The 13,356-nt window shown below is 37.3% G+C and carries 7 protein-coding genes and 1 pseudogene; 1 reads left to right on the forward strand and 7 read right to left on the reverse strand.

From position 1 onward, the window contains the following. Positions 1-22 precede the first annotated feature (22 nt). From H541_RS0103460 to H541_RS0103485, 5 genes and pseudogenes are all read right to left on the reverse strand, one after another. Positions 23-853 (reverse strand): exodeoxyribonuclease III, encoded by an 831-nt coding sequence (locus tag H541_RS0103460; protein ID WP_022795956.1) that lies wholly within the window; start codon positions 851-853, stop codon positions 23-25. A gap of 211 nt (positions 854-1,064) precedes the next feature. Continuing rightward, a complete protein-coding gene (locus tag H541_RS0103465; RefSeq protein WP_022795957.1) occupies positions 1,065-1,460 on the reverse strand; it encodes an HIT family protein in 396 nt (131 codons plus the stop codon). A 92-nt stretch (positions 1,461-1,552) separates the two neighbouring features. Beyond that, positions 1,553-1,865, reverse strand: a pseudogene (locus tag H541_RS12490) (hypothetical protein). A 415-nt stretch (positions 1,866-2,280) separates the two neighbouring features. After that, positions 2,281-5,235 carry a DUF3427 domain-containing protein gene (locus H541_RS0103480; RefSeq protein WP_022795958.1) on the reverse strand — a complete coding sequence of 985 codons (2,955 nt, stop codon included), beginning with the start codon at positions 5,233-5,235 and terminating at the stop codon, positions 2,281-2,283. A 226-nt stretch (positions 5,236-5,461) separates the two neighbouring features. Beyond that, a complete protein-coding gene (locus H541_RS0103485; RefSeq protein ID WP_022795959.1) occupies positions 5,462-6,256 on the reverse strand; it encodes an APH(3') family aminoglycoside O-phosphotransferase in 795 nt (264 codons plus the stop codon). Between the two features lie 247 nt (positions 6,257-6,503). Here H541_RS0103485 and H541_RS0103490 point away from each other — a divergent pair, with 247 nt between their 5' ends. Continuing rightward, positions 6,504-9,041, forward strand: a complete 2,538-nt coding sequence (locus tag H541_RS0103490; RefSeq protein WP_022795960.1) for a M1 family metallopeptidase — start codon at positions 6,504-6,506, stop codon at positions 9,039-9,041. A gap of 180 nt (positions 9,042-9,221) precedes the next feature. On the opposite strand, the gene H541_RS11455 is transcribed toward H541_RS0103490, so the two are convergent. Then, positions 9,222-10,598: an ATP-binding protein gene (locus tag H541_RS11455; RefSeq protein ID WP_022795961.1), complete on the reverse strand. Its 1,377-nt coding sequence runs from the start codon at positions 10,596-10,598 to the stop codon at positions 9,222-9,224. A 571-nt stretch (positions 10,599-11,169) separates the two neighbouring features. Further along, on the reverse strand, positions 11,170-13,104 hold the full coding sequence (locus H541_RS0103500; RefSeq protein ID WP_022795962.1) for an alpha/beta hydrolase family protein: 1,935 nt from the start codon (positions 13,102-13,104) through the stop codon (positions 11,170-11,172). Positions 13,105-13,356: the final 252 nt, after the last annotated feature.

The raw sequence follows: 13,356 nt of genomic DNA on the forward strand, positions 1-13,356 counted from the left end.
GCACTTTTAAAACATATCAAATCTATTCAGCAATTTCGATCTCGATTGGCGTATGATCTTGTCGCGTACCCGAATCGATCATCTCAGCTTTCGTCACTTTATCAGCGATCCGATCACTGACGATCGTATAATCGATCCGCCATCCTGAGTTGTTTACTTTACTCGTGCGAACACGCTGTGCCCACCAACTGTAGACACCTTCAACATCGCCATGCACATGACGGAAAGCATCGGTAAACCCACGGCTTAATAAGTGCGTAAAACCAACACGTTCTTCATCTGTAAACCCAGCAGACATGTGATTGCGATCAGGATGAGCTAGATCGATCTCATGATGGGCAACATTAAAGTCTCCAACCGCCAAAACAGGTTTAGTCTTGTCCAATTCGGCTAAATAATCAGCATACTTTTGATCCCACACTTGTCGATCAGCTAGACGTTCTAATTTGTTACCCGCATTGGGTGTGTACACTTGCGTCACAAAAAGATTGTCAAATTCGAGCGTGATAATCCGCCCCTCAGCATCCATCGTTGTCGGTGCTCCAATTTCTGGGAACGTAACCTTAGGCTCTTCTAACGTTTTAAGGTAAAAGAACAAAGTCCCAGCATAACCCTTACGCGCAGGTTCAACAGAACTCCGCCAGGCATAATTATAATTCGGAGCCAGTTGTGTAATCACTTCGATGTGTTTAGAGGTTAACCCTTTGACTGATAATTTAGTTTCTTGAATAGCGATGACATCCGGTTTTAAAGCAATGACCTTTTGTAACGTCGCACGTGTTAACAATGCCCGATTAGAATCGCTCGTTAATGCAGCATTTAATGAATCGATATTCCATGAGATGAGTTTCATATAAGTTCGTGTACTCCTATCATTTGTAATTTAACTATTGCAAGGTGACAGTGATAATAAAGCCAAACCTTAACTATTTCCATATCACTAGAATACCCTATTTCAGCTTTATTTTCATATACTAGCATACTCTGAGAATACACTATGGGCCAAAAAGCAATACTAACCCTTCAATACGGACCACCTTACGAGATAGCCCGTACATTAGAAGTTAGTATTGCTCCTTAATGACTTCAATCAATTTAGCTGTCGATAATTCATGTGGTACTAAAACTTGGTTATCATAAAAACCATCATGCTCATAACGAGGGACAATATGCACATGAAAGTGAGTGTTTTCTTCCATAACACCTGCATCGTTTTGTAATACTGTAGTGCCGAGAACATCAAAATTTGTTTCGATGGTTGACACTAATTTTATCTCTAGCCGGATTAAGTCGTCTAATTCCTTTTCGGTCAACTCTGTTAAACTCATTCGGTGCTCTTTTGAAACGATTAGAATATGTCCGTCCTGAACTGGAAATTTATCTAATAACACCTTGAAGTACTTCGTTTCTAAGAAAATCTGACTAGCGCTGAGACCTGAGCAAAAAATGCAATTAGTCACTTAAATTATCCTTCCATTACTCTTTTATCGTCAACAACAGATAAATATAACAAATCAAAGATTGCTTTGAATTGGTGTAAAATTACCTTTTCTTAATCGCTTAAAAATGCAATTGCTTTCTTATATTTTTCAAGCCTTTTATAGTCTTCTTCTGTTGGGCTAGGTAGACGAGACAAGTCAGAATTATGTTTCAGATCTGCAAGTTTAACAACCCTAGCTATGGGATTCAATTTAACTTTTTCTAGATTAAGTAAAATAAGGTTCCTTACTATTTTTCGTCAACGTCTCAACCGCAGTTACGACTTGATGTAGTATACCTTGCCTCATTAAATCATCGGCCGTAACATCAGCATCTTCAAGTACGTCATGCAGATAGGCAGTTGACTTTTCTTCGCCTTCTGTCACATAACTGGCTACAACCTTTGGATGTTAGATGTAGTCAATTCCTGCTTTATCAACTTGACCTCGATGTGCTACCGTTGCGATTTCTAATGCTAAATCAACATATGACATAAATCATTACTCCCTTATTCCTATAAACTTTCAAATCAGTCCTTAGTGATTATGACATAAATATGTCTACTCTTGTGTATAGTATGAAATATTCATCAACATCTTCTAGCCAATTAATCAATACTATCTTTTGGAATCATTATACCATTTCCGGCATTTAAGCCTTCAACAGTAAACGTTTTTTTGGCCAAATTTGGTTATTACATCTTTTGCATTAACTGAGATAGTTTTTACTTTACCTTGACTATTTTTCACAAAAACAAGGCTCCTTTTCAATGAAATTAAAAATAATAAACATTCAACATATTTATAACAGTTTCTCATATATCCTTCTTGGAATTGATTCCGAGAAAGTAAAATATGTTTGGATTGGAAATTCTCCTGTAATCTCTCCCGGTTTAGACGCCCCTAGGTAGTAATAGTTATTCGAACTTTTGTTTTTACGAACAAACAACAATATTGCTTTTCTATCTAGCAAATCATGTGCATATTTTTGTCCTCTGTTATGAGGGCCTTCCCAATGAAGCTTATTTCGGTTCACAATATAATCTTGATACATTGTCAATGGTGAAAAGTCTTTTTCTGTTTTTTCTAATGTTATAAAAAGGACTTCTATATTTTTCTTTTTGACGTTCAACACACCACTTGTATGCTGTAGTACATTCTCCATCCCGGGTAAGCGAGACATTATTTGAGCATTGGTGTAGGTTCCGTATTTTGTAAAACCATACTGATCAATACCTTCCACAACCTGATCATTGGTCAATTTATAATCGATAAGATTTCTAAATTCATCGACTAAATGAGCATTAGAATTTTCGAGAAGTTTTACTACTTCTTTCCTTTTATTTACTCCCTTTGGTTTATTTGAAAAGTAAGTTGCATATAAAAAACGATAATCATCTTCACCAATTCTAGAACTGTTTAGTAGCAAATCAAAAGATTGCTTATTATTGCTATCAACTGTATTTTTAAACACAAAGGAATATCTGACACTTTGATTTTGTTTACCAAATCGCAAATCTGATAGTGTCGTATTCTTATCCAATAGCTCTTTATATATTTCTGTTGGCGTAACTTCTAGTTTCTCTACGATATTTTTAAGCGTTGGCTCAGCATCATAATTTTGTTTAAATTGTTTTATTTCTTCTCTGAACCATTTCTTACCCGAGGATTGTTTCTTGATATTTTCTAAAACAATCTTTTTAGCCACTGGTTCTAATGTAATGACAGAACCCGCAGGTACATATGGAAAGTCATCTTCTACAGCTTTCTTCACACTGCCTTTTTGGATCAGTGCTCGGAATTTCATTTGGTAATTATACCGAGCATGTTGTCCACCGATAAAATCTAGCACTGTCAAATACTCTTTTCCTTCGCTTCTTCTTAGCCCTCTACCAAGTTGTTGTAGAAAAATTGTTTTTGATTGAGTCGGTCTCAAAAATAAAACGGTATCAATGTCTGGTATGTCAACACCTTCGTTATACATATTTACAGTGAAAACAAAGTTGACTTTGCCACTTTCCAAATCATGTTTCACTTGATCTCTGTCATTTGCTCCGTCACTGACAAGGTAGGTAGCTTTATACCCTAGTCTATTGAAGGCCTCTGCCATATACCTAGCATGTTTTTGATCAACACAAAATCCTATAGCTTTTAATTGTTTGATTTCTGGAGTGTATTTATCTAAGGATGATACAACTGTATTAATTCTTACATCATTTGATAAGGCATCTGATAATTGTTTTAAATCATAGTCCCCGGCTTTAAAATCTAGGCTGGCTAAATCGACACTGTCTGTCACACCAAAGTATTGAAATGGCACCAGGTATTCTTCTTCGATAGCATCAAAAAGATTCAGTTCGGCCGAAATTTGATGATCAAAGTGTCCAAGTATATCAAACCCGTCCATCCTGTCTGGAGTCGCGGTTAAACCTAATAGTATTTTTGGCTCTAAGTCATCCAATGTATTCCAATAAAATTTAGCCCCTGTATGATGAGCTTCATCAATAATAATGTAATCAAAGTAATCTTTTGGATACTGTTCTGTTATTCTGTCAAAGGTTTGGATCGTTGCAAATATATTCTGCCCCTCAAGTGGCTTGTTTTTCCCATCTAACAACTCTCCAAAGTTTTGGTCGTGTAAAATTTGTCTTAATGTAGCTAATGCTTGTTTTGTAATATCAATAGAATGTGCGATGAAAAGGAGACGACTATTCCGATGTTCTTGTTTAAAACGCTTGAAATCAAGGGCAGCCACAACTGTCTTTCCTGTTCCAGTCGCCATTACTATTAGGTTTTTATAGACTCCATTATTCCGTTTATAGGTCAAGTCATCCAATATCTTTTGTTGATAAGGAAATGGTCTTATATCAAAATAGGCGATAGGATTTTGGTCAGTCTGGGTAATTGAAGATCGTTTCAACTCATGCTGTAGTTTCACTGAATCAGTTGCAACATCGTAGTCCTCGAAGTCTTCATTATTCCAGAACAAATCAAATTCACCGGTTAATTGTTGAAATAATGCCGGTAATTTGGCGTTAGTCACCTTAACATTCCACTCGCGACCAGTTGTGATGGCTGACTTAGACAAATTTGATGAGCCTATATAAGCAGTAGAAAAACCAGTTTTGCGTTTAAAAATGTAGGTTTTGGCATGTAGTCTGACTGCTTCAAAATTGTACGAAATCTTGACTCTTGTATTTGGTAGCCGAGCAATCTGCTGTATTGCCTTTAGATCTGATGCACCCATATAAGTTGTGGTCAGCAACCTCAGTTTTCCTCCAGAACGTGTAAAGTTTTTGAGAGCTTCTAAGATAATGTTAAGTCCTCCAACTTTTACAAATGAGATAATAAGGTCTATTTCATCACTTGATTGAATTTCTTTTTTGAATTCACTAGCCAAGTTAGGAAATGTAGATGAACTTCTCCCGGTAAATAAAAGTGGCTCAACCAGTTTTGATTCAGGTGCACTTTTTTTATTATCGTTTTGATCTCTTATTTCCTTTAACAGGATTTCTTTAGCTGTCTCATTAATTTTGGCATCAGATCTAATTTGCTCGGACAAACGATTGAAAATATGGACTCTATCTTTTTCATCAGCATTGATTAGCTTATCAAGAACAAGCTTTTTTAATTGATCCGCTAGATAATATGGTAGTTCTTCTTTTTCAACCTCCCCACGTTCAACAACACCTGAGACTTTTGATAGAATATGATCTAACTTTTCATCGATCAATCGCTCATATAACCCTTTATTCATAGCTTCTCCTTAGCACTTTAAAAATGAAATACAGTAATTATCGGTTTTTAGGTTATATACATTATATCAGTTATTTAGAATGATTTTAAAAACTTTTTGGTTTTTTCCAACAAAAAAACAGTCCCATCAAAATATCCGGAACTGCTCCACACATCACCCTATTTATTAATACACCCCACTATGAAACATCACTTATTCTTTAGCTACTTCATATTGACCATCTCTTTTAAAACAACTCATCCAACAGGATATAATAACGCAACTTATCCCAATCTGGTGTCATATCTAATGCTTCAAATAGCATTTCCGGTTTAAATCCAGCATACGTTTTACCACCATAAACCCCTGCAAAGTTATTGACCAAACTACGGTAAACAATTGCAATATCTTGCCATTTATCTGAAACGCCAGCTAAACCTAGATCAATAAAACCCGATACATGGTCATCTTTAAAAAACACATTCGGCAAGCTCATATCACCGTGCGAAAACACCAATTCTTCATCTGGTTGATTCGCCACCAGCCACCGCAATAATGCATGAGGATCTTCAAAGCCATTCGCCCCAAAGGTAGCTGGTTGAGTATCAGCCATATCAACTTTTCCATTCAAAACATTATACTCTGCAATCTCCAACTTTTTCGCTAACGTCATCATCGGTTTAAAACTAAACAAATCAACATTCCATAATTGCCGCAAAGCTGTTGCTAACGCTTTAACCAGTTTTTCTGGATTAGCCATATAAATGTCATCACACGCCATATTCCCCCCAATTTTTGACATTAGTAAATAATGAGTAGACCCTTCCACTTGAGAGACTAGAACTTCCGGAACGCTTAACTTGTCTTCTAACCAAGTCAACACCTGAATTTCTTTAACCGACTCATCAGATACTTCCTGAATTTTTAAAACTTTGTCCGAAAACAATATCACCTGTGATTCTGATTTCCCTATATCATCGATGTAATAGGGCTCATCACCAATCAATTCTTTTATCTGATCTGGTATTTGCAAATTTTCCATCTTAACTCCCAACACTGTAACTATAACCTTTCTAACTACACGTTTTATTACTACAATCTTTTTAACCCCGATAATCAAAGGTCTAACAACTTCTTATATCTTCAAGTTCAAAAAACTCCAAACAAACTTCAAAATACTTTTTAATGATTCAATATGCGTTCATTATACTATATCCTACAGCTTAACTAATGAATCTCCCTGATAAAAAGTTTATAATCACTATAGATACACGAAATGGAGGATTAACATGACAAAATTTCAACATTTTTACCCTTTATTTAAACCTGAGCATTACGACATTTATCTAGACATCGATCGTGAAGCCAAGCAATTCTCTGGTAAAACAACTATTACCGGGACAGCGACGACTGAAAAAATTGGTATCCACCAAAAAGACCTAGCAGTCTCAGAAGTCCTCGCTAATGGCGACCTTGTCCCTTATACCATTGACAAAGAGCTAGATGCCATCTGGATTGATCTACCTAAAAGCGGTCAAACTACGTTAGACATCACTTATAGCGCAAAATTAACCGATACCATGATGGGTATCTACCCTTCATACTACGACGTCGATGGTGTCAAGAAACAACTGATTGGCACGCAATTTGAAACTAACTCAGCTCGTCAAGCTTTTCCATCGATCGATGAACCTGTTGCCAAAGCCACCTTCAGCTTAGCGATTAAGTTCGACGAAAAAGATGGCGAAACTATTATCTCTAACATGCCTGAGGAAAAAGTCGTTGATGGCGTTCATTATTTTGAAAAGACTGTTCCAATGTCTACTTATCTTGTTGCCTTTGGCTTTGGAGAGATGATTAGTAAGACAACAACTACCAAGAGCGGTGTTAAAGTTGGAATTTTTGCTACTAAAGCCCATCAAGCAAAAGAACTAGACTTTGGGTTAGACATCGCTAAACGATCCATTGAATTCTATGAAGACTTCTTCCAAACACCTTATCCTTTACCTCATTCATGGCAACTGGGATTACCAGACTTTTCAGCTGGAGCTATGGAAAACTGGGGATTGATCACTTATCGTGAGGCTTATCTCTTAGTTGATCCTGATAATACTAGCCTTCGGATGCAACAAATTATTGCCACTGTTATTGCCCACGAAGTTGCTCACCAATGGTTTGGTGATCTTGTAACCATGAAGTGGTGGGACGATCTATGGTTGAACGAAAGTTTTGCTAACATGATGGAATACGTTGCAGTTGATGCCATCGAACCTGACTGGAATGTATGGGAGATTTTCCAAACTTCAGATACACCAGCTGCTTTAGAACGAGATGCTACTGATGGTGTCCAATCTGTTTATTCTAAAGTTGAAGATCCGGCTGAAGTAGATTCGCTCTTTGATTCTGCTATCGTTTACGCTAAAGGCGCTCGGATGCTCGTTATGGTTCGTGCACTCATCGGTGACGAAGCGTTAAGAACTGGCTTAAAAGCTTACTTTGACAAACATCAATACAACAATACAGTTGGTGCAGATTTATGGAGTGCTTTAAGCGATGCTAGTGGGATTAATGTTGGCGCAGTGATGAAATCGTGGCTTGAACAACCAGGTTATCCAGTAGTATCTGCAAAAGTAGTGGACGGTAAGCTCGTCTTAACTCAACAACAATTCTTTATCGGCGATGGTAAAGCTGTTGGACGTCTCTGGCAAGTGCCATTGAATAGCAATTATGACGGTGTTCCTGACTTAATGACTGAAAAAGAACTCGTTATAGGTGATTACAACAGCTTACGGGAAAAAGAAGGCACAGCTTTCCGTTTAAACGTGGGTAATAGTTCTCACTTCATCGTTTCTTATGAACAAACCTTACTAGACGACATCTTGAATGAATCAGATCAATTAGATGCCATCTCTAAATTGCAACTGCTACAAGATTTACGATTGTTGGCAGAAGGACGTCGGATCTCCTATGCAAGTCTGATCCCACTTCTATCACAATTTTCAGATAGTCACTCTGCTATCGTCAATACAGCCCTTTATGATATCGCGGATAACTTGAAACGCTTTGTAACACCTAAATCTGAAGAAGAAACTACCCTAAAAGCTTTCTTCCATCAATTGAGTGCAACAGCCTATGATCGTTTAGGATTAGAACCAAAAAAAGGCGAACCAAATGATGATCAAGTCACTCGTCAAGAAGTCATATCAGCAGCTACTTATGCGGACAATCAAGCCTTTATCGCGGATGCACACCGTCTTTTTGAAGCACATACTGACCATTTAGCAACTATATCTGCATCTGTCAGACCTTATGTACTGATTAACGAAGTAAAACACTTTGGTAGCAAGGAATTAATAGATACTTTGTTGGATGAATACCGTCGTTCAACTGATGCTAGCTACAAAGCTTCTTTGCCAGCTGCTATTGGAAGAACAGAAAATCCAGAAGAAATCACTAAAATAGTAACCTTATTCAAAGATGCGGACACTATCAAACCTCAAGATTTGAGAAGTTGGTTCTACTACATCTTAGCCAACGATCAAGGTCAACAAGCTGCGTGGGACTGGATTAAATCGAACTGGCAATGGTTGCTAGACACCGTCGGCGGTGACATGTCATTCACTAGCTACATCACTGTGATTAGCCGTGTTTTCAAAACGCCTGAACGTCTAGCTGAGTTCAAAGCCTTCTTTGAACCAAAACTACAAACACCTGGTTTAACACGCGAAATCACTATGGGTATCAAGTCTATCGAGAGCCGCGTTACCTTGATTGCTGACGAAAAAGACGCTGTTAATCAAGCAGTTGCAAAAGCTATTAATAAATGATTCTAAACCATATCATGTCACAGTGATAAATTATTGAACGCCAAATCCCTTTATCAGAGATTTGGCGTTTTTTGTATCTTAACTGCTATGTCTTAACTCTCATGTCTTATGCTTTACGATACTCTACACGTTTAACTACTGGTTTATAACACCCGCATCCATAAACACTTATCACTTTAGCTACAAACCAAATAAATCACTAAGGGAAATGTTAATAATTTTGGGATTTGTCTCGATAGATACAGGTTTTTTTGTGAATAGGTATTGGTAAACCCTGTACTTGTTAAAGAAAGCAGCTCGTTCATTAAAAACTTCAAGTGTTTGTTTGACCTTAAAAGAATTACGCCACTTACATTCGCCAACTAACAATTCCTTTCCTGTGACTGATTCAACAACGACATCTACTTCTTGAACCTTCCCAGCTCTGTCTTTGCCCCACCACTTACCGAATGACTTTGCAACAAAAGGTAACTTTCCTTGTCCATTCACCCTACGAAGGTATTGACGTGAGACATCTTCAAAAATAGGACCAATAAAATCAGACAAATTTTCAATAGCTAACTTAAAGTAGATATCACCATTTCCACGCTCAATCTCGGTTCTGACCGAAAGAATATAACGGTACCAAAAAGCAATAAAGTTCTCAGAAATCTTGTATTGACTCGTCTTGCCTTTCAGAGGGTTTGAACCAAATGGAACAACTCGCTCAATATAATTCATCTCTTGTAATGTAATAAGGTACTTAGATATGAGACTATTTTCTAACTTTGTAAACTGTGCTATCTCATTCAGCTTATTCGAACCACTAGCTATGGCTTGAAGAACAGCATTGTAATTCGCTGGTTCTCGAAACTCTTGCTTCATCAATAGAATCCCTTCATTGTTCAAGTAACCATTGATTTCAAAATACAGGTCTCGTAAGTTTTCTTCAAAACTCAATCTCTGATCTATTAACGATAGATAATATGGCGTACCACCAATACAGGCATAATACTTAATTTTATCTTCATCACTTGCATCAGGGTAAAATTGTGCCGAATCATAGTAATCAAGTGGCCTAATTTTCAGCTGACCTGTTCTTCGTCCAAACAATGGGCTTTTTTCTCCCAAAACCTGATTTTCCATGAAACTTATTGATGACCCACAAAGTATCAAAAAGATGTTGGTGTCCTTAAAATCATAATCAATCACATGCTGCAAGATTGAATTAAGTGACTTATTTGCTGATGCTGCATAAGGGTACTCATCAATCACAATGATCAAGTGCTCTTGTCCCAATTGTTCTTTAATAAGCAAAAACAATGCTTTCCAGTTTTCTACTGTTGGAAAATGACTAATGCCTAACTTTTTTCCTAACAATCGCGAAAAATTCTGTAAATTTAGTGAATCATTCACTTCTTCTGCTGGTAAGTAAAGTGAATTCTTATCTTTTATAAATTCATTTAGCAAGAATGTCTTCCCAATTCGGCGTCGACCATACACTACAGCCATTTGGAATGTATTTTTTTTATACATCCTCTCAAGAGATTCTAATTCCTTCTCCCTTCCAAAAAACATGCTCGCAGCTCCTCTCGTTCATCTATCATATTTTACTACTTACGATTATTATACTTTAGAGTAGTATAATTGTCCATAAAAATACTACTCACAAGTATTTTACTTATGAGTAGTACTTTATAACGTCATTATAGTTGACTCTACTTTTTCACTCGTAAACCAGTGATTGAGCTCAGTACCTTCTATTTATATGACTAATTAATATAAGTAATCAACACTATGAAAAAAGGAGCAACTATGGTTGAAACAATCAGACCAGTAATACTTCCATCTAACATAGGGTTTAAAGATGTTTTCCGCCGAAAAATCTCGGTGATGATCACCATCACTATCGTTTGGTAAATCACCAGAACTGGTAGCATAAATATCATGCACATGAGCGTTGGTTCATAAGAAGAGGCTACCAACAAAACGCCTATGATCTAAAGAAAACTAATCACAAGATATCCTAAAAATGTGAGAATTTGTTTCAATTGATCACACCGCCTTTTTGTCCTATGTTGTTCGTTATCTTTACTATACCATGTCAGTTTTGTACATCTCACTTTATCAGCTGATTCTCACTTTTCCATCACTGTGTTAAGTGTTTTTCAAACCATTTAGCGATAATTTGATGTCGTTTTAAGCGATTCATAGGTCTACCTTCCCGAGAAAAACTATGGTTTTCCCCATGAAATAACACGAATTCGGTTGGATTTCCTAGACGTTTAACCAAACTGTACATTTGAAGTCCCTCAGAAACTGGACAACGATAGTCTTGATCTGAATGAATAAATAACATCGGAATGTTAACTTCTTTAGCGTACTTCAGCGGTGAAAGTTTCCAAGCTTGCTCCGCTTGATACAGTGGGTCCCCACTATAGTGTTGAACATAGGTATAGCCCATGTCCGACGTAGAGGCTTGGCTGATCCAATTAGAGACCCCATTTTCTGAAATGGCCGTCTTAAAGAGATTTGACTGCGTCATAAACCAATTCGTTAAGTATCCCCCATAGGAAATACCAGTGATGCCCAATTTTGTCTCATCAATATCATTATAGTGTTTTAAAACCGTTTGAATAAACTCATTTAGGTCACTATAATCCCAAACTCCCGTTTTACCTCTAAGCTCTGCAAAGGCATTTCCTTTCCCTGAAGAGCCTCTTGGGTTGGCAAAGAAAACAAAATAGCCATTATTTGCTAATAATTGATTATTGAATTGATAAGCCATAGAAAAAGCTGCATGAGGCCCACCATGAGCTACCAGAATGCCTGGATATTTATTCCTTTTTTGGTAATCACGGGGTTTAAGGACCCAACCGTCAATTTGGCTGTTTTTAACTTGTTCAATCAAAGAACGATGATATTTTTGATAAAAGGCCATATTGAAATGAGTCAATGCTGTAATTTCTTGCCAGTCATCGTCAGCCTCAAACACTTCAGCCAACTCATTTGCTCTACGTCCAAGAAAGACGACACGATTCTTTAAGACTACCGCTTCAAAAATAATCCCATCAAAATCGTAGAGTGGTGAAAGTTCATGCCATATATTCTCTCTGACAACAGTCGAGTGATAACCTTTCAACACAATTGCAGAATAATTATCCGTTCCCGTCGACAGATCAATGGCAGTAGTTACATCAAGATCTGCATCAGCTACTAATTTCAAATCACCATCAACAAGTTGATAAAGCTTTGGAAGCTGGACGTAACCCCACTCGTTGTGATCCGTTGCTAAGAGATAAATCTCTTTGCCTACCACTGACACTTTTTGAATATCCAATATTGCATCAGAAAACACTAATTGTGCTTTACGTGTCTTCAGATTGATTTTGAGTAAATGATCATTATTTCCCTTGATACCATTTTTTTGATATTGCCCTATTAGCCATAACCAATCAGAACTTGGATCTGCAACATAATGCGCTAAGTCAAATTCAGCAGGTGTCACTCGGAAAAAATTACCGGTTTGTTGGCCTACCGCAAATAATCCTCTCTTACGGTGATCCAAAAAGCCACAATCATTTTGGTAAAATGGCAGCTCAGAGAAAGCATGAAGTGATTGCTCAAGATCACTTGTTGTCTTCTCTCCAACATCTTGTGTGGTTAATATTTGCTGAGAAGAAGCCGGTAAAAAGGTTTCTAACAAAAGCGTGTGGTCATTAAAATAGCTTACCTGTTCTACCGGAAAAGGCGCCCTAAAAGCTGGTCTTATTTGTTGTGTAGCTATATCCAACAGATAAAAACTAGTCCCTTTCTTTTTAGCCGCTGAGCGATCATCTTTTGTAAAGTTGCTTATTAAAATAACGAGCTCGTCACTAGCCCAATCATAAGCGAATGGAGCAATATGCTCTAACAGCAACCTTTTTTCAAGTCCTTCAAGCATCCACAATTGATAGAAATAGTGGTCTTTGGTAGTATCCGCACGACGCGCCATAAACAATACACGCGTCCCACTTGGGCTTTTCTTAAGCCCTTGTAGTTCCCATATCTCATTCAGTGCCTCGGGAATTAGTTGTTTTGTCATAAAACTCACCTTCCCTTTCTGTATCTTGAGATTAAAAAAGAGCACATCCGTCCCTTTTTAAAAAGGGCGAACATGCTCGCGTTACCACCTTTATTGTAACAACCTCACGACCGTTACCTCTTTAACTTCTCATAAATCATCACTATTACCTAAGTACTTTAACTAGCATTCAGGTGTGTATTTACTCATAACAGACGGCTAGATGTAAGTCAACTGAATAGGATTTTTGTTCAGACAGGGTCAATCCATTCC

Origin of the sequence: Bavariicoccus seileri WCC 4188 (assembly GCF_000421665.1) — a bacterium.
Classification (GTDB): Bacteria; Bacillota; Bacilli; order Lactobacillales; family Aerococcaceae; genus Bavariicoccus; species Bavariicoccus seileri.

What these genes read in the sequence shown, in the direction of transcription:
- H541_RS0103490 (WP_022795960.1), top strand. Translation starts at nt 6,504, where the DNA reads ATGACAAAATTTCAACATTTTTACCCTTTATTTAAACCTGAGCATTAC.
- H541_RS0103500 (WP_022795962.1), bottom strand. Translation starts at nt 13,104, where the DNA reads ATGACAAAACAACTAATTCCCGAGGCACTGAATGAGATATGGGAACTA.
- H541_RS11455 (WP_022795961.1), bottom strand. Translation starts at nt 10,598, where the DNA reads ATGTTTTTTGGAAGGGAGAAGGAATTAGAATCTCTTGAGAGGATGTAT.
- H541_RS0103460 (WP_022795956.1), bottom strand. Translation starts at nt 853, where the DNA reads ATGAAACTCATCTCATGGAATATCGATTCATTAAATGCTGCATTAACG.
- H541_RS0103480 (WP_022795958.1), bottom strand. Translation starts at nt 5,235, where the DNA reads ATGAATAAAGGGTTATATGAGCGATTGATCGATGAAAAGTTAGATCAT.
- H541_RS0103485 (WP_022795959.1), bottom strand. Translation starts at nt 6,256, where the DNA reads ATGGAAAATTTGCAAATACCAGATCAGATAAAAGAATTGATTGGTGAT.